The organism is Pseudomonas sp. 18.1.10 (assembly GCF_024655625.1).
Classification (GTDB): domain Bacteria; phylum Pseudomonadota; class Gammaproteobacteria; order Pseudomonadales; family Pseudomonadaceae; genus Aquipseudomonas.
The window spans coordinates 16,484-33,272 of record NZ_JANLGL010000022.1; the positions used below are offsets into that span (position 1 = coordinate 16,484).

11 protein-coding genes and 2 pseudogenes are annotated in these 16,789 nt (G+C 62.9%); 8 read left to right on the forward strand and 5 right to left on the reverse strand.

The window, feature by feature from the left end; genetic code table 11:
- Positions 1 to 5: 5 nt before the first annotated feature.
- From NUV89_RS06230 to NUV89_RS06240, 3 genes are all read left to right on the forward strand, one after another.
- Positions 6 to 1,487 carry an aldehyde dehydrogenase family protein gene (locus NUV89_RS06230; RefSeq protein WP_257780641.1) on the forward strand — a complete coding sequence of 494 codons (1,482 nt, stop codon included), beginning with the start codon at positions 6 to 8 and terminating at the stop codon, positions 1,485 to 1,487.
- Positions 1,488 to 1,498: 11 nt separating this feature from the next.
- Positions 1,499 to 2,521, forward strand: a complete 1,023-nt coding sequence (locus NUV89_RS06235; protein ID WP_257780642.1) for a proline racemase family protein — start codon at positions 1,499 to 1,501, stop codon at positions 2,519 to 2,521.
- Between the two features lie 67 nt (positions 2,522 to 2,588).
- Entirely contained in the window at positions 2,589 to 3,293 is a 705-nt protein-coding gene (locus NUV89_RS06240) for a GntR family transcriptional regulator (RefSeq protein WP_257780643.1), read from the forward strand.
- Between the two features lie 73 nt (positions 3,294 to 3,366).
- Here NUV89_RS06240 and NUV89_RS06245 read toward each other — a convergent pair whose 3' ends face one another.
- Positions 3,367 to 4,059 (reverse strand): DUF421 domain-containing protein, encoded by a 693-nt coding sequence (locus NUV89_RS06245; RefSeq protein ID WP_257780644.1) that lies wholly within the window; start codon positions 4,057 to 4,059, stop codon positions 3,367 to 3,369.
- A gap of 85 nt (positions 4,060 to 4,144) precedes the next feature.
- Positions 4,145 to 4,768, reverse strand: a pseudogene (locus NUV89_RS06250) (DNA polymerase ligase N-terminal domain-containing protein); the annotation flags it as partial.
- Positions 4,769 to 5,087: 319 nt separating this feature from the next.
- Between NUV89_RS06250 and NUV89_RS06255 the strand changes: the two are divergent.
- A complete protein-coding gene (locus tag NUV89_RS06255; RefSeq protein WP_257780645.1) occupies positions 5,088 to 5,798 on the forward strand; it encodes a glycosyltransferase family 2 protein in 711 nt (236 codons plus the stop codon).
- Positions 5,799 to 5,854: 56 nt separating this feature from the next.
- Here NUV89_RS06255 and NUV89_RS06260 read toward each other — a convergent pair whose 3' ends face one another.
- The gene (locus NUV89_RS06260; protein ID WP_257780646.1) at positions 5,855 to 6,529 is read right to left on the reverse strand and encodes an HAD family phosphatase; all 675 of its coding nucleotides are present in this window, start codon (positions 6,527 to 6,529) and stop codon (positions 5,855 to 5,857) included.
- 283 nt (positions 6,530 to 6,812) lie between these two features.
- Between NUV89_RS06260 and NUV89_RS06265 the strand changes: the two are divergent.
- Positions 6,813 to 6,923 (forward strand): annotated as a pseudogene (locus NUV89_RS06265) (SDR family oxidoreductase); the annotation flags it as partial.
- Positions 6,924 to 6,928: 5 nt separating this feature from the next.
- On the opposite strand, the gene NUV89_RS06270 reads toward NUV89_RS06265, so the two are convergent.
- Positions 6,929 to 8,683 (reverse strand): ABC transporter ATP-binding protein, encoded by a 1,755-nt coding sequence (locus tag NUV89_RS06270; RefSeq protein ID WP_257780647.1) that lies wholly within the window; start codon positions 8,681 to 8,683, stop codon positions 6,929 to 6,931.
- Positions 8,680 to 10,407: an ABC transporter ATP-binding protein gene (locus NUV89_RS06275; RefSeq protein ID WP_257780648.1), complete on the reverse strand. Its 1,728-nt coding sequence runs from the start codon at positions 10,405 to 10,407 to the stop codon at positions 8,680 to 8,682. Before NUV89_RS06275 ends, NUV89_RS06270 begins: the two co-directional genes overlap by 4 nt.
- Before the next feature lie 233 nt (positions 10,408 to 10,640).
- Between NUV89_RS06275 and NUV89_RS06280 the strand changes: the two genes are divergently transcribed.
- From NUV89_RS06280 to NUV89_RS06290, 3 genes are read left to right on the forward strand one after another with little or no spacing between them, the layout of a single operon-like run.
- Positions 10,641 to 11,525, forward strand: a complete 885-nt coding sequence (locus NUV89_RS06280) for an ABC transporter ATP-binding protein (RefSeq protein WP_257780649.1) — start codon at positions 10,641 to 10,643, stop codon at positions 11,523 to 11,525.
- The gene (locus NUV89_RS06285; protein ID WP_257780650.1) at positions 11,522 to 14,590 is read left to right on the forward strand and encodes an ABC transporter permease; all 3,069 of its coding nucleotides are present in this window, start codon (positions 11,522 to 11,524) and stop codon (positions 14,588 to 14,590) included. The genes NUV89_RS06280 and NUV89_RS06285 overlap by 4 nt, the downstream gene beginning before the upstream one ends.
- 32 nt (positions 14,591 to 14,622) lie before the next feature.
- The gene (locus NUV89_RS06290; protein WP_374684459.1) at positions 14,623 to 16,764 is read left to right on the forward strand and encodes a TonB-dependent receptor; all 2,142 of its coding nucleotides are present in this window, start codon (positions 14,623 to 14,625) and stop codon (positions 16,762 to 16,764) included.
- Positions 16,765 to 16,789 lie beyond the last annotated feature (25 nt).

A 16,789-nucleotide genomic window follows, 5' to 3' on the forward strand; every position in this document is an offset into this window, starting at 1 on the left:
TTTTTATGAAGTCCTACGAGCATCTGTACATCGACGGTCACTGGGTAAAGCCTGTGTTGGGCGGCACGTTCCCGACCATCGACCCGAGTAATGAAACGGTGCTGGCGCACGTTGCTGCCGCCACCGCCGCCGATATCGACCTGGCCGTAAAAGCGGCACGCAAAGCCTTTGACGAAGGACCGTGGCCACAGACCACTGGCGCGCAACGGGCGGTTGTATTGCGTCGCATCGCCGCCGGTATCCGCGCGCGTCTGGATGCACTGGCGGCGCTCGAAGTGCAGGACAACGGCAAGCCCTTCCCCGAAGCCCAATGGGATATCGGCGACACGGCTGGCTGCTTTGATTTTTACGCCGACCTTGCCGAACAGCTTGATACCCGGCAAGAGCAGACCGTACCGCTTGCCGATGAGCGCTTCAGTTGCATCGCACGCAAGGAGCCGATGGGTGTGGCCGGGGCGATCATTCCCTGGAACTTCCCAATGCTGATGGCGGCCTGGAAGGTGGCGCCGGCATTGGCCGCAGGTTGCTGCATGGTGCTTAAACCGTCTGAACTGACGCCGTTGACCGCACTGGAACTGGCGAATATTGCCCATGAAGCAGGCCTGCCTGCCGGGGTTTTGAACGTGGTTACGGGGTTGGGACCTGATGCGGGTGCGCCGCTGAGCGAGCATCCGGGCATCGATAAACTGGCGTTCACCGGCAGCGTGCCGACCGGCGCGAAAATCATGCAGGCGGCCGCCCGCGACATCAAAAACATCAGCCTGGAATTAGGCGGCAAATCCCCCTTCATCATTTTCGACGACAGCGACATCGAAGCCGCTGTCGAGTGGATCATGTTCGGGATCTTCTGGAACCAGGGCGAGGTGTGCTCCGCCACCTCACGCGTGCTGGTCCAGCGCGGGCTGTATGAGCCGCTGTTGAAACGCCTGGTAGAAGAGATGCGCAAACTCAGCATCGGCCACGGCATGAAGGCGGGTGTGTTACTCGGGCCTCTGGTCAACCGCACGCAATACGACAAGATTCTGCAAGCCGTCGCGCGTGGCCAGGAGGAGGGCGCCACACTGCTGTACGGTGGCACGCGGCCTACGGATTGCAATACCGGTTATTTCCTGACCCCGGCGATTTTCGCCGATGTGCCGGTCAACAGCTGGATCTGGAAGGAAGAGATCTTTGGCCCGGTGGTCTGCGTGCGCCCATTCGACGATGAAGCCGAAGCGCTGAAGAGCGCCAACGATTCGCGCTTTGGCCTGGCGGCGGCAGTGATGTCCAAGGATGTGGTGCGAGCGGAACGCGTGGCACGTCGTCTGCGCGCCGGCATCGTCTGGGTCAATTGCTCCCAACCAACCTTTACCGAAGCGCCGTGGGGCGGCTACAAACAAAGCGGTATCGGCCGGGAGTTGGGGGAGTGGGGCCTGAATAACTACCTTGAAACCAAACAGATCACCCGCTACGACAGCGACCAGCCGTGGGGCTGGTATATCAAGTAAGGGAGAGCGCCATGCGCTGGAAGAAAACGCTGCAAATGGTCGATGTGCATTGCGAAGGCGAAGTCGGCAAAGTCATCACCGGGGGCGTCCTCGACATCCCCGGCAAGACCATGCTCGACAAGATGAACTACATCAACGAGGTCGACGATAGCCTGCGTCGGCTGGTGGTACTCGAACCCCGTGGCTGCCTGCAGATGTCGGTCAATCTGTTGCTGCCGCCTACGCGGCCAGAGGCCCAGGCGGGCTTCATCGTGTTGCAGGCCGACAAGGCGCATCCGATGTCGGGCAGTAATTGCATCTGCGTGGTCACGGCGCTGCTGGAGCTTGGCACCCTGGCGATGGAGGAGCCGGTCACCACGGTCGTGCTTGATACGCCGGCGGGCTTGGTCACCGCCCGTGCGCAGTGTGCGGATGGGCGCTGCGTGAGCGTTTCGCTGGATATGGTGCCGGCGTTTGTCGAGCATCTGGACGTGCGCATACAGACCGAGGATTTCGGCGCCATCCATGTGGACATTGCTTTTGGCGGGGTCTACTACGCCCTGATCGATGTGGAGCAAGTCGGCTTGAGCATCGCGCCCGGCAATGCCCGTGCGCTGGCGGATGCAGGTGTGCGTCTGCGGACGATTATCAACGATCAGGTCAGCGTGCAGCATCCGCTGATCGAGAGCCTGAACGAGGTGGCGTATGTGATGTTTCGCAACCGGATCGACGCTTCCACTTGGCAGACCTGCACCACCTTGCCCCCCGGCCGTGTCGACCGCTCGCCCTGCGGCACCGGCAGCTCGGCCAACCTGGCGACGTTGAGTGCCCGTGGGCAAGTCGCTCCGGGCGATCAATTGATCTCCCGTTCGACCATTGGTGGCGAGTTCCAGGTGGAGCTACTGGGGTTGACCGAAGTCGGCGATCGCGTCGCCGTTTTGCCGCGCATCACCGGGCGGGCCTGGGTGTACGGCATGCACCAGATCGGTGTCGATCCGGATGATCCACTGGCGGCCGGGTTTATGTTGAGCGACACCTGGGGCGAAGGTTTTTAACTGAACCTGCGCCGGTGTTAATCTTGCGTGCGGTCAAACGACCGGTAAGAACCCTGAGAGTGACCCAATGAGCAACGACACCCCTGAGACCAGTACCAAGCGCCATGGTGGCCGATATATCTACGAGGAACTGCGCAAACAGATCCTCACGCTCAAGCTCAAACCAGGGTCGCCGCTGGACGAGGTGTCGCTCGCCGCGCAATTCGGACTGTCCCGCTCGCCGGTCAGGGATGCATTGGCTCGGCTGATCAGCGAGGGTTTGGTGACGATCCTGCCCAACCGAACCACGCTGGTTACGCCGTTTGAGATCGAGGATTTCCCAAACTACGTCTCGGCGCTTGACCTGATCCAGCGCGCCGTGACCCGTCTGGCGGCGACGCAGCACGACGAAGAAGACCTCAAGCGCATACGTGCGGCGGACGCGGCCTACCTCGAAGCCGTGACCTCGGGCGACTTCCAGGCCATGTCCGAGACGAACAAGGCGTTCCACATCGCCATCGCCGAGGCGGGCAAGAATCCGTATTTCATCAGTTACTACGAGAAACTGTTGGGCGAAGGCCAGCGGCTCCTGCACCTGCATTTTGACTACATTGTCAGCACGGCCAGCACCACCACGCGACTGGGGCGCGACCACGATGTCATCGTGGAAGCGATCGCAGCGCGTAACGCCGACGAGGCGGAGCAGGCAGCGCATGAGCATACGATGCTGTTTCAACGTCGTTTTCTCGCTTATATGCAGCAGAATCTGACAAAAGCGGTTTCGGTGAAATAACGGTTATTAGGTAGTTTCCCTTTGGGCGAGGGGGCGAGCACCGCCCGTCATGTGCGCTTCTCATGTGAAAACCTTACCTGGAGCGGTGATTGCTCAACGGCGTTGACCAGATGTTATGACTGCAGCGTAAACAGCGGGCTTCCTGCTCCTTATCGATAGATTGCGCGAAACCGCACTTCACGCAGCAGTAGAGTGCAGAGGCGGGAACTTTCTGAAATTCAGGCCGATGCTCTTTAGGAAGGACCGATAGCCCAGGGCAGAGATCTTTCTCGTCATGAAAGTAAAGACTGAGATCTCCATCAGTTTCGACGATACCTAATCTCACTTGTCCCAGGTGTTCAACACCTTGCTGCCTAAGTTCCATTAACAATTCGCTATTTGACATATTGAACGTATCGAATGCCTTCATTTCGAACATGCCATGGCTGATAACGGTAACCGGCAAACCGTCGATCCAGGCTTCAAATTTCCTGCTCTTTGTCGTCGCCATGACAATCAGGCGGTAAATCAGCAAAAGAGTCAGAAAGACGACCGTGACCGGTAAAAGCGGTACGTCATGATAGAACGTTACGTCTCCCGCAGCTGAACCCAGCGTTAGAATCACAACAAGTTCAAACAGCGACAGTTGTCGAATGCCTCGTCTGCCACTGGATTTCAGAAAAAGAAAAACCGCTAAAAAAGCAAAGGTGGCTCGAAAGCCAACTTCCAGCAAAAATGAGAGTGGGAATTCATCCAGCAGCATTCGTTGCATATCAAAAGGTGACATGATTACCCCTGAATTATTATTTTAAGTGGCCAGTGATGTAGCACTACTGTAGCGATTCAGCTCGTGGCACAGTCATTTTTCCTCAGCGCTTCTTTTTCACGATAGTGCGCTCGCTCAGTACGCTGTGAGATTGTGCTTTCACCACGTCGTAATCGCTTTCTGATCGAGCGAACTCATCCTGATGCTTGATCAGAAGCCACTGCTCCTGCTTTCCAGGAATATGCGTCTTGACCAAGCTCCATAGGCCGCCCAGTTTCTCGCCCTGCAACTCGAATGTCAGGCGACCTTGAGCGTAGGCCTCGGCGGGATCAGATAGGGGTTTCCAGATACCACGATCCCACACAATGACGTCGCCGGCGCCGTAATGACCCTCCGGTATCGTCCCTTCAAATGTTGCATAGTCGAGAGGGTGGTCTTCGACATGCACGGCCAGGCGTTTGGATTTGGGGTCGAGCGACGGCCCCTTGGGCACTGCCCAGCTTTTGAGGGTGCCATCAAGCTCAAGTCGGAAGTCGTAATGCAGGCGAGTTGCGTCATGTTTTTGTATGCAAAACTGCAGCGCAGCCGGTTCAACGGTTTTGTTCCTGACGGGCTTGCGCTTTGTTGCGTTATCCGCCGGCACTGAGGTCGCAGCGAAATGCCGCTTGCGGTTGTATCGATCAGCCGCTTCGAGGTATCGAGACTGAGTGTCGTCGTTGGCCCCAGGCAGGCCTTTATGAATCAGAAGAGGTTCGCCATCGCGCGCAATCATTGCCACTGCGTAATGAACTTTGCCATTCAAATCGGGCATCTGAGCCACCTTGTGCCTAGGCAATCAACGTGTCGCCTCCTAGATGTCGGCCATCGCGGGCGCCTGGAGTTCCATCTATCTGCTAACGGGAAACGAAGTTGAAGAAAAATGGCGCGTGTCAGCAGTTTTACCTCAGCCGGCTCCTCTCAATTGATTGCTGATTTCCGATACTTTAAACCTTCTGCATGTGCGCAGTGTCGATTGCTGAAGACACATCTGCCATGTTGAGGGAACGCCAATGATAGGGGTCGTGATACCTGCCCATAACGAAGAAAGGCTTATCGGCGAATGCCTGGACTCCGTGCTGGTCGCCGCTGAGCATCCTTCTCTCAAAGATGAAACGGTCGAGATACGGGTCGTGTTGGATCACTGCTCGGACAATACGGGCGCGGTGGTGTCAGCAAAGGGCGTTGTTCCGGTAGATGTCTGCTTTCGAAACGTGGGTAAAGCAAGAGCCGTGGGGGCTGAGCAATTACTTGAGGCAGGTGCACGATGGCTCGCATTCACTGATGCGGATACCGTTGTGCCGCCTGACTGGCTCGCGCGCCAGATTGAGTTTGGCGCCGACGCAGTGTGCGGCACGGTTGAGGTCGACAGCTGGAGTGGATATGGCGGGGTAGCTCGTAGCAGGTACCTCGCGCTGTACCAGTTCATCGAGAACCATCGCCATATCCATGGGGCCAATCTTGGGCTGAGTGCGCAGGCTTATCTGAATGCCGGTGGATTCCAGCATTTAGTCGCACATGAAGATGTGCAACTGGTGGCAGACCTCGAAAGGATTGGCGCACGCATTATCTGGACAGCCACCAACCCTGTGATCACCAGTGCACGCCGGGACTACAAATGTCATGGCGGGTTTGGCGAGTACCTGGCTTCCCTTGTGCTTCCTAATGCGAACATCGAAGTCGAGTCGCCCATGGGTCCTGGCTCCAGTGTCGGAGTCGGGTAACTTTTGGATTTGATTGATTGAGTAAAGTGGCCCGCCATGGTCGTGACTGTCGGAAATCAAGGTCGGGAGGCTATTTCCTCCAAATGCAGTAATAGGTCTTGCGGGTCCTCATACACCCTCAGAGCGCCCGCCCTTTCTAGCTCGCTGATATCGTAGCCACCAGAGAGCAAGCCCACGCCTGTCGCTTTGCAGCGCCTGGCTGCAAGCATGTCCCATATAGCATCGCCAACGACGACGCAGTCCTCAATGGGGACATCGAGCTTTTGCGCTGCGGCAAGGAACAGATCCGGGTCGGGTTTGCCATATTTAACGTCGTCACGCGTGACAATATTAATGTCATTTATATTTAAGCCAAGCGCCTCCAGATTAATCGTGGCGGTGGGGAGGCCCCCACTGGTTGCGATACACCACTGTATATTTTCGTGGGTAAGCGTCTTGAGTAGCTCGACTGAACCTGGCAGTGCACGTATCTGCCCTTTGAGCGCTTCATAGGCAGCGGCATGCTTTTTACTTAGCGTCTTTCCTTGCTCTTCAGTAATCGTCACGCCCGTCTCGCGCGATAAGGTTTTCAACATCAACCCTCCGCTCATGCCGATCTTTCTATGAATGCGCCACATGGCCAATGGAATATGTTCGGAATCGAGCGCTTCTTTCCATGCCGCCACGTTCTGGTACACGCTGTCAGTCAGTGTTCCATCCAGGTCAAAGATAAAAGATGTTTTTGGTCGCATGGAGCTCTCCACGTTGATGAATTGAGTGAGCGCACTGGGTACAGTTCTGAGGCTTGAGCGGGCTGTACGTTCACTATTTCTAGGCGATTGTGGGGGGAGGGCAAACGCGTTGCGGTGGGCAACTGATGTGCCGGTAAGTCATCAAACGGTGGGAAATGTTGGACATGTGGGAGCAACTGTCTTGATCGTTCCCTCGCTCTGCGTGGGAATGCATCCCTTGACGCTCTGCGTCCGCTCTTGCAGGTGTGATATAGCCGGGAACACCTAATTACCCCTTCGACGCGTCGGTACTGCGGCCGAAGCTGCGGCAGTTGCGTTGTTTTTGCTGTCCGATGATGCGTCATACGTGACTGGCAGCCAATTTGCGGTGGACGGTGGTTTGACCATGCGTTGAGCGGTTTACCCACGGTCAGCGCCTTGCGCCGCTCGTTCCAGCCGCCATCCCCCCGCTCGCTGACGCTCCTTCCAGAACCCCGCATACCGTCCGTTCTGCCCCAGCAACTGCGCATGGGTGCCGCACTCCACCAAACTCCCTTCGTCCAGCACCAGAATCTGGTCGGCCGCCATGATGGTCGGCAGGCGATGGGCAATCACCAGCACCGTGGCGCTGTGCATCAGCGTGCGCAGAGCAGCTTGCACGTAAGCGTCGTTTTGCGGGTCGAGGGCTGCGGTGGCTTCGTCCAGCAACAGGATAGGCGCACGCTTGAGCAGGGCCCTGGCCAGGGACACGCGCTGGCGCTCGCCGCCGGAGAGGCTGGCGCCGCCTTCGCCCACGGGGGTGTGCCAGCCTTGGGGCAGGCGCGCGATGATTTCATCGACCCCGGCCAGGCGCGCCGCTTCGGCTACCTGCTGCGCGTTGGCGTCGGGGTTGCCGACGCGGATGTTGGCTTCCAGACTGTCGTCGAACAGGTACACGTCCTGCATCACCAGCGACAACTGCGCCATCAGCTGCGAGTTGGTGAGTGCACGCACATCCACGCCACCCACCTTGACCTGGCCCTGGCTGGCATCGAAGAAGCGCATCAGCAGGCGGGTGATGGTGGTTTTACCCGAACCCGAGGCGCCGACGATGGCAGTCATGGAATGGGCCGGAACGTTGAAACTCAGGTCCTTGAGCACCGAGGGGCCACTGGGATAGGCAAAGCTCACGCGTTCAAACGCGAGGCTGCCGGGCGCCGTCAGGGGCTGGCTGCTTGCCGGTTCCGGCAGGCCGGGTTCGCGCAGGATACTCACCAGTTGATCGAGGTCGTTGCCGGCCATGCGCAGCAGGCCACTGCGTGCGGCAGCTTCGGCCAGGGGGCCGACGAAGCGCGCGGCCAGGGCCAGCAGTGCGACCAGTTGGATGGCGTCGATTGCATCGGTTGCCGCCAGGGCGATGCCGACGCCGACCAGCAGGGCGAAGGCCAGTTGCACCGTCAGGCCACCGGCGAGCAATTTGGGAAAGGTCTGCGCCAGCATCGAGCCGCCAGCGTTTTTTTGCGCCAGGTTGGCCGCGTGCAACGGTGCATAGCCGTCCCGCGCCTGGCCAAAGGCGCGCAGCACCGGCTGGTAGCGGGCGAACTCGACCACGCGGTTGCCGGCCAGTGTTGCGGCGGCTTCGACGCGCTGGTCATTGGCCGCAATGGCGTTGGCCGACCCGTGATGGGTAGCATAGATCAGCGGTGCACAGAGCACGGCGGTCAGGCCCAGGCGCCAGTCGAACACAAACAGCGTCAGGGCAACCGTGGCCGGCACCACCACGCCGCACACCACCGGCCCCAGGTAATGGGCAAACAACCCGGTGACCATCAACGTACCGCTGGTGGCGCTGCGCGACAGGCGCCCGACCTTTTCCGCGTTGAACCAGCCCAGGGGCAGGCGCATCAGGTGTTGGCCCAGGCGCTTATGCAGGGTCGTCAGCACCAGCAGTGCCAGGGCAAAACCGCGCATCGCCTGCTGGTAGTGGGCGATGCACGTCAGCACCACCATGGCCGCCAGGGCACACAGCCAGGCGAGTGCCGTCGCCAGGTCGCCGGCGAACAGCGCGCGCAGGATCGGCACCAACAACGCGACAGCCAGGCCTTGCAGCACGGCGCTGGCCACCAGCCAGGCGAGGTAACGGTAGAGGCGCGCGGCATGGGCCGGGCCCAACAGGGTGAGCAGGCTGCGGATCACAAGGACATCTCCAGGTCGGGGTGGGTGGCGCGCCACAAGCGGGCGTAGGCGCCATCGGCGTGCAGCAGGTCAAGGTGACGGCCGCACTCCACCACGCGGCCGTGATCGAGGACGACGATTTGATCGACCCCACGAATACTTGCCAGGCGATGGGCGATCACCAGCACCGTGCGCCCTCTGGCCAGCGCCGACAGCGCGTCCTGGATCAGCGCTTCGGAGGCTGGATCGGCGTGGGAGGTGGCTTCGTCGAGGATCAGCACCGGCGTATCGGCCAGCAGCGTGCGGGCGATGGACAGTCGCTGGGCTTCGCCGCCGGAGAATATCGCGTCCTCGCCAATCACCGACTGATAGCCACGGGGCAGCGCCTCGATACGCCCGTGGATCTGCGCCGCGCGTGCGGCTGCCTGCACATCCTCGTCACTGGCCTGCGGGCGGCCCAGGCGCAGGTTGTCGGCCACGCTGCCGTGCACCAGTTGCGCGTCTTGCAGCACAAAGCCGACGTGCCGATACAGCTGGTGCGGGTCGATCTCACGCACATCGACACCCCCGACCAATACGCGGCCAGCGTTGACGTCGTGAAAGCGCGGCACCAACTTGGCCAGGGTCGACTTGCCTGCGCCCGACGCCCCCACCAGCGCGGTGACCGTGCCCGCCGGGCAATGCAGCGTGATGCCGTCGAGGATCAAGTGGGCGGGGTCATAACCAAACTGCACGTTGTCGAAGGTAATGGCGCCGTCCTCGGGCGATTGGCAGGCCGTTGGGCTTGGCAGTTCGTCGATGTTCAACAGGGCTTCGATGCGTGCCGCAGCCGCCAGGGCGGTGCGTTGCGCGGTCAGGCTCTGGTTGATTACCAACAACGATTGCGGGATCACCACCGCCACCAGGGTTTCGGCGAACAACTCCAGCGGCGTGACCCAGCCCCGCGCCAACAGCAGGCTGCCTACGCCCAGGCTGGCCAGCAGAATCAGCGGCACGCTCAGGGCCATCGACGACAACGCCTCAAGGCGCAGCAACGGGCGCACCCAACCGGCGTACTGCTGGCTGAACTGGTTGACTGCCTGCTGATAACTGCGATGGGCTTGGCCGCCGCGCCCGAAGGCCTTGACCACCGCAATCCCGTGGACGAACTCGACAATCGCCGCGCTGACCCGGGTCATGCTCTGGTCCAGCAGCTGCATCTTGCTGCCGAAGCCGCGCATCATCAGGGCGTAGGCCAGCGCATAGACCGGCAGGGTCAGCACCGCCAGCACCACCAGGTTGCCGTTGAGGCTGGCCAGCCACGCCAGCCCGGCGAGGGGCGTGACGACTGCGGCGGTGAGTTCCACGGCGTGATGGGCGACGAGGTGGTGCAGGTCTTCGAGGTCATCCTGCACTACTTTGCGCACCGCGCCGGACGTGGTGTCGCTGTACCAGCCGAGGGGCACGCGCCCGAGTTTGCGCACCATGGCGTCGCGCAAGCCGGCTTGCAGGCGATGGTCGGCCACGTGGGTGAGCCACAGCGCCGCGCCGTTGGCCATCCAGCCCAGGCTCAGGGCGATCACCACCAGCGCGGCCCATGACCACAAGGTGTGACGCGCGGCGTTGCCGGCCAGGAGCAGCCGGGCCAATTCGGTCAGGCCGATGAAGGGCACCAGGTTGACCAGCGCACCAATGGCGGCAAACAGCACACCCAGGCGAATCAGCGGGTTGACCGGGCGTTTCAAGGTGTCCAGGGCAGTTGTCATCGGTGTTCCGTAGGTCTTCTGCGGGGCAAACGATGCTAGTCACTGCAGATTTGACGGCTACCCGCATCGAGTCCAATTCGCCCCGCATTCGACATCCCAACCCCACCAGCGGCGCGATACGGTTGGAAAATGACTTGAATCGGGTAGAGGCCCACCGGTGGCCCTGGCTACCGTTCCAGGCTGCCTGTTTCGCGGGCAGGTATTTCCCCTAACCGGTGCCTTTGGAGTTGCAGATGTCAGTCGATTCAGGTTTGCAAGTGCGCGGCCTGCGCAAGCGCTACAACAACGGCGTCCAAGCGCTGCGCGGCGTGGACCTGAGCGTGGGCCCCGGCATGTATGGCTTGCTGGGCCCCAATGGCGCCGGCAAAAGCAGCCTGATGCGCACCTTGGCGACGCTGCAACCGGCGGACGCCGGCAGTATTCATCTGGATGGCGTGGACGTACTGGCTGACGCCGATCACCTGCGCCAGCGCCTCGGTTATCTGCCGCAGCAACTGGGCGCTTATCCCGGCGTGAGCGCGCGTGACCTGCTCGACCGCTTCGCCTGGCTCAAGGGGCGCACCGATGCCCGGCAACGCCGCGAGGAAATTGAAGGCTTGCTGGGCAAGGTCAACCTGCAAGACGCCGCACACCGTGCGCTGGCTACGTATTCGGGCGGCATGCTGCGCCGCTTCGGCATTGCCATGGCACTGGTGGGCGCGCCGCGTTTGTTGATCGTCGATGAGCCGACGGCGGGCCTCGACCCGGCGGAACGCAACCGTTTTCACCGAGTGCTGGCGGACGTCGCCGCCGAGTCGATTGTGCTGCTGTCGACCCATATCGTCGAAGACGTCGAGAACCTGTGCAGTCGCCTGGCCGTCCTGGCCGCTGGGCGGATCATCGTCGAAGGGCGCCCCGCGGACCTGCTGGCGGCCGAGCAGGGGCGCCTGTGGCAAGCACCGTTTGGCCGTGGCGAACCCTTGCCGGCCGCGTTGCATGTGGCGGCCAGCCCGCAAGGCAGTCGGGTGATCGTGCACGGCGAACGGCCCCTTGACCCGCGTTTTACGCCCCACGCACCGCGCCTGGAAGATATCTATTACCTGGCCTTGGCCCAGGCCGGCGAGGCGCCCGACGCATGAACCACTTCGCCTTGATCCGCCGAGAAGCCTGGGTAGAACTGCGTGCCGGGCTGCGCGGCGGGATTCCCTTGCTGGTGTTCCTCGGCTTGGCCGGTTACTTGCTGATGTCCCTGACCAACGCCGACTATGTGCAGAAAATGGGCGCCAGCGACATCCCGCGCAACGCCCCGAGCCTGATCTACCTGATGTCCTGCGGCTGCATGTTCTTCCTGTTTTTTGCCTGGGCCTGGGTGTTTGCCCAGCCGGCCCTGCGCGACCGCAAGGCGCAGTTGGAAGAGGTGCTGCTGGCGTTGCCGGTGTCGCTGCCGGCGCTGTTGTGGGGACGCTTTATCGGCGCGGCAATGGTCGGCGGGTTGCTTGCCAGCTCCCTGGTGGTGGGCTTTTTACTGAGCCCGATCCTTGCCTGGCTGGGTTGGGTGCCAGCGGCGAGCATCGGCGCGCCCGCATGGTCGGCGCTGGGGTTCGCCTGGGTGGCCTTGCTGTTGCCGGTAAGCACCGGCATTGGCGCGCTGTATTTCCTGCTGGCGTTGCGCAGTCGCGGGTTGGCGGCGCCGTTTGCGTTGGCCAGTGTGCTGATGCTGCTGTGGATGTTTGCGGTGGTGGTGCTCAAGGGCGGGCAGATCAACCCGTTGTTGGCGGCCAGCCTCGATCCGTCGTTGTTTACCTTTGCCCAGGCCCAGGTGGAAACCTGGACGGCGGCGCAGAAATCCCAGGCCCTGCTGGCCCTGACCCCAGGCTTCTGGCTCAACCGCAGCCTGTGGTGTGCGCTGCCATTGGTGCTGTTGGCCTGGGTATTGGCCCGCACCACGCGCGAGGGCCTGATGGGCCGACGTTCCGGTGCAGTACTGGCAGAGCCGCCGATGCGATTGACCGAGAGTGTCGGTGCGCCCGGCCCCGTGTTGCGCAGCCATTGGCCTCGGGCGTTGTGGTACGAAGCCCGTTGGCAGTCACGCCAAATCTTCGCCCGCAAGGTGTGGTGGCTGGCCCTGGCGCTGCTGATGGTGATGGGCGTGCTCAGCGGTTTTGTCCATGGGGTGTGGCACGCCCGTGGGCCGATGGTGCCGAGGGCGGACTTGAGCTTGCCGTTGCTGTCCAGCGCGCTGTTCCTGGTGCTCGCGTTTGTATTGGCGGCGTTGGTGGGATTGGTGTGCCGACGCGATGATGTTGAAGGCCTGGGCGCGATGCTGCATGCCACGCCGGCCCCGGCGTGGGTGCGCCTCTTCGGGCGGGTGCTGTGCGTGGCGGTGGCGACGTTGCTGCTGGCACTGGTGCCGGGGGCCGCCAGCCTGTTGATGACTGCGCTGGTCGCACCGCAAAGCCTGGCCCCGGGCTTTGTGCTGACCTATCAACTGCTGGTGTTCGCACCACCGTTGCTGGAATTGGCCCTGCTGACGCTGCTGGTGCACACGCTGATCCGCCGCGCCGGCCTGGCTTATGCGACGTCGATGCTGCTGACGTTTTTCCTGGTGCTCAACCATGAGCTGGGGTTGGTGAGTTACCCGCCCTATGAAATGGCGATCCCGGCCCATGTGGCGTTGTCGGCGTTGACCGGCTGGGCGCCGTGGTGGCCGTACCTGGCGACGTTGGCGGGCTGGAAACTGGCCGGGTGTGCGGTGATGGTCGCGCTGGCGGCGTTGCTCGCGCCCCGTGGATGGGGGCGTTTGCCTGCGGCGCTGCTGGCGCTGGGTGTGCTGGCCATGCTCGGCAGCGGTGTGTTGTTGCATCGCCACCTGGTGGAGCAGGGCGATTACCGCTCCAGCGCCGATGAACTGGCCGAACGTGCCGCCTGGGAACAACGTTGGCTGGCCGCTGCCGGCGCGTGGCAGGTTGCCGGTGGGCAGGTGCAGATGCAGATCGACAGCGGGCGTCGCGAGGTGGAAGGGAAGTGGCGCCTGGACCGGGTGATCGCCGCCAACGGCCATCTGGACGCCGAACTGCCAGCGGGTTTGCACGTGACCGGCGCCAGCGTCATGGGCCAAGCGGTCGCCGTCGAGCAGGCCAGCGACCACCTGCGCATCCCCTTGGGTACGTGTGCGGTGGCAGGGTGCAGCGTGACGTTGCAATGGACCGTTAGCGCCAGCGGTTGGCCCGCCGATGGTGACGGCCTGTGGCTGACCCCCCAGGCCACGTGGCTGGAGGCGCGCCGCGTGCTGCCGCGCCTGGGCCTGGACCCGGAGCGCGCCTTGCGCGCGCCAGTGCAACGCATTGAGGCTGGGTTACCCGCGACGCTGCCGGTGCTGCCGATGGGCGCAGCAGTGGCGGCGCAAGCCGTAGCTCCGGCGGGGGATTGGCAATGGACGATCAGCCTTGATGGGCACTCGTTCAGCGGCCACAGCCAGCAGCCCCTGGACTTCGCTTACCGCCTGACGCCACTGGCCTCGGTCCAACACCTCGACGGCGTGCAGGTGCTCGCCGATGCCAGCCGCCAGCACACCGCCCGCGAAGTGCGCGACGACCTTACGGCGATGAGCGCGTGCGTGGCCCGGCGCCTGGGCGCAAGCCCAGTCGTCAGCGAACTGAGCCAATGGCCCAGCGGCATGGGCGCCAGTCGCCTGAGCAACGCGCACCTGCTGCTGGCCCAGGCACCTGACTGGGACGTGGCACCCAGCGGGGTCGGGCGCTGGGCGCGGCGCGCGCACATCGCTGAACTGTTGGCCCGCCAGCAACTGCTCAGTGCCAGCGACCTGCGCGAGCAACCGGGGCATGTGTGGCTCAGCCAGGGCGTGGCCGGGGCCTTGGGCTTGCTCTGTGTGGGCGAGGTGGACGGTCCACAGGCCCGCGCCGCCTTGGTCGCGCTGATGGCCGATGACTTGACCCGCGCCTTGGGCAGCGACGGCGAGCCCGTCGGCACCCTGGCCAGCGCCCGTGCGCAGGGCTGGGCCGCGTTCTATGCGCCGTTGGTCAGCCTCGACTGGGTCGCCCGCCAAAGCCCCGATCAACTGCTGGCAATGACTGCCGCCGTGCGCACCGGCCAGGGATGGCCCGTTTCGATCCAGGGCCTGCTCGGCGCGCCTTCGGATCAAGTGGTGACCCAGGCGCGTCAGCGCTGGGGAACACCGGAATGAATGCCCTGAAACCCTTATCCCTGGAGTTCTACATGCCTGCCCAAGTGACCCTCAAACCCCTGCGCCGACCGCCAGGCTGGCGCGCCAACGTACTCACCCAGGCCTTGGCCCTGGCCCTGTCCAGCCAGATGTGCAGCGCGTTTGCCGCCGACTACCGGCCCAGCCCCGAGACCCTCGAACTGGCGCCGCTGACGGTCAGCGCGCGGCTGCATCAGGAGAGCGCCAAGGACATCCCGTTCGGCCTGTCGGTGCTCGACGGCCAGGCCCTGGAAACCCGGCGCCTGCGCACCCTCGAAGACGCGTTGCGCGCCACGACCGGGGTGGACGTTAATTCGTGGGGCGGCGCCAACGATGCCAACGTGCGCATCCGTGGCGTCGGTTCGCTGAACCAGATGAGCATGGATGACGGCTCGGTGCAGCTGAATGTGGACGGCGTGCCGATGTCGGTGCGCAATGCGGCCATGGCCACCCTGGATGTGCAGCAAGTGGAAGTGCTCAAGGGCCCCCAGGGCACGTTGCTGGGGCGCAACAGCGAAGCCGGCGCGATCAACGTCACCACGCGCAAGCCGAGCCGTGACGGGCAAGGCTATGTGCGCGGCGAAGTCGGCCAGCAAGGCCAATTCATGACCGAGGGCGCGCTGGGCGGGCCATTGACCGACGCCTTGGCCGGGCGCATTGCCGTGCGCCGCTCGGGCTTTGACAATTGGGTCGATGACCAGCAAGACGGCGCCCCGTTGACCCGGCCCCGCGACCTGGCCCTGCGCGGCAGCCTGTTGTGGGACAACGACAGCGGCACCACCGGCCTGCTGGTGGCCGAGCGTCAACGCGCCGAGCATTACGCCGGGCTGGAAATGCTGCGCCCGTTCGGCCACCGCCCGAGCCTGGACTACACCCCCGGCGTATTTGATGGCAACCAGAAGACCAACGCGCGCTACTCCTTCGAACTCAACCACGACCTGGCGCAGGCGCGACTCACCTCGATCAGCGCCTATACCCGCACCGATTTCAATGCGGTTAAAGGCTACGACCGCAACATCACCCGCGCCCTTTACGGTGCGCCGTTCGAGTACCTGATCGAAGACACGGCCCGCGAGCAGGTGTGGAGCCAGGACCTGCGCCTGGGCTCACTGCCGGACGCCGAGGTGTTCTGGGTCGGCGGGGTGAACCTGGCGCGCTCCGAGCGCAGTTTCGATTCGGACAACTTCACCAACGGCTCCTGGCAACAGCGCGATTTCACTACCAACAGCTACGCGGCTTACGGCGAAATCACCGTGCCGCTTGCCGAGCGCTGGAAGCTCACCACCGGCCTGCGCCACAGTTGGGACCGCAAGACCTATGGCGCCAGTTACGCCAGTGGCGGCGCGGTGACCGGCGACAGCCGCCAGCTGCAGGACCACTACAGCACCGGTCGCGTGGCCTTGGCCTATGCGCTGACCACGCAGACCAACCTGTATGCCGTGTTGTCGCGCGGCTACAAGTCGGCGGGGTTCAACGATTACGCCACCTCGGTCAAGGACAGCGAACCGTACAAAGCAGCCAAAGTGAATGCCGCCGAACTGGGCTTCAAGCATGAAAGTGCCGGCGGTGCGCTGAGCGTGGAAGGCGCGTTGTTTATCACCCGTGTCGCCGATGACCATTTGCTCGGTTACGACTTCACCAGCCTGGCCGTCAGCGCAGTGAATGCCGACACCCGCAGCAAGGGCGCCGAGCTGTCCACGACCTGGCATGTGAACGATGAGCTGACCCTGGGCAGTGCGGTGAGCTACACCAACGCGGTGGTGACTTCGGATGCGCCGGGCGTCTCCGGTGGTGATGTGGCCGCGGGCAGCCGTGTCCCGGATGTGCCGCTGTGGAGTGGCAATTTCAGCCTGGCCTGGACGCGCGACTTGCCGAACCTGCTGGGCCTGCCCGCGCCACGCCTGAACACCTTGCTCAACTACCGCGTGCAGAAAAACCGCCCGGCCGACGCGCAAAATCACTATGACCTCAAGGGCTACGCCAAGCTGGATTTGCACCTGGGGCTGGAAAGCGGCGGCTCGGAAGTCTACCTGTGGGGCGACAACCTGCTGGATGCGCGGTATGACCTGTACGGCGCCTACTCGACCGACGCGGTGCTGACGGGGATGCCGGCACGCGGGCGTTCGGCGGGGGTGGGTTACAGTTACGCGTTTTGAGGCGAGGGGAGTCGGCGCGCCGGCT

Excerpts from the sequence above, each read along its gene's own strand:
- NUV89_RS06285 (WP_257780650.1), top strand. The coding sequence starts at position 11,522 with ATGAACCACTTCGCCTTGATCCGCCGAGAAGCCTGGGTAGAACTGCGT.
- NUV89_RS06240 (WP_257780643.1), top strand. The coding sequence starts at position 2,589 with ATGAGCAACGACACCCCTGAGACCAGTACCAAGCGCCATGGTGGCCGA.
- NUV89_RS06230 (WP_257780641.1), top strand. The coding sequence starts at position 6 with ATGAAGTCCTACGAGCATCTGTACATCGACGGTCACTGGGTAAAGCCT.
- NUV89_RS06260 (WP_257780646.1), bottom strand. The coding sequence starts at position 6,529 with ATGCGACCAAAAACATCTTTTATCTTTGACCTGGATGGAACACTGACT.
- NUV89_RS06290 (WP_374684459.1), top strand. The coding sequence starts at position 14,623 with ATGCCTGCCCAAGTGACCCTCAAACCCCTGCGCCGACCGCCAGGCTGG.
- NUV89_RS06255 (WP_257780645.1), top strand. The coding sequence starts at position 5,088 with ATGATAGGGGTCGTGATACCTGCCCATAACGAAGAAAGGCTTATCGGC.
- NUV89_RS06235 (WP_257780642.1), top strand. The coding sequence starts at position 1,499 with ATGCGCTGGAAGAAAACGCTGCAAATGGTCGATGTGCATTGCGAAGGC.
- NUV89_RS06245 (WP_257780644.1), bottom strand. The coding sequence starts at position 4,059 with ATGTCACCTTTTGATATGCAACGAATGCTGCTGGATGAATTCCCACTC.
- NUV89_RS06275 (WP_257780648.1), bottom strand. The coding sequence starts at position 10,407 with ATGACAACTGCCCTGGACACCTTGAAACGCCCGGTCAACCCGCTGATT.
- NUV89_RS06280 (WP_257780649.1), top strand. The coding sequence starts at position 10,641 with ATGTCAGTCGATTCAGGTTTGCAAGTGCGCGGCCTGCGCAAGCGCTAC.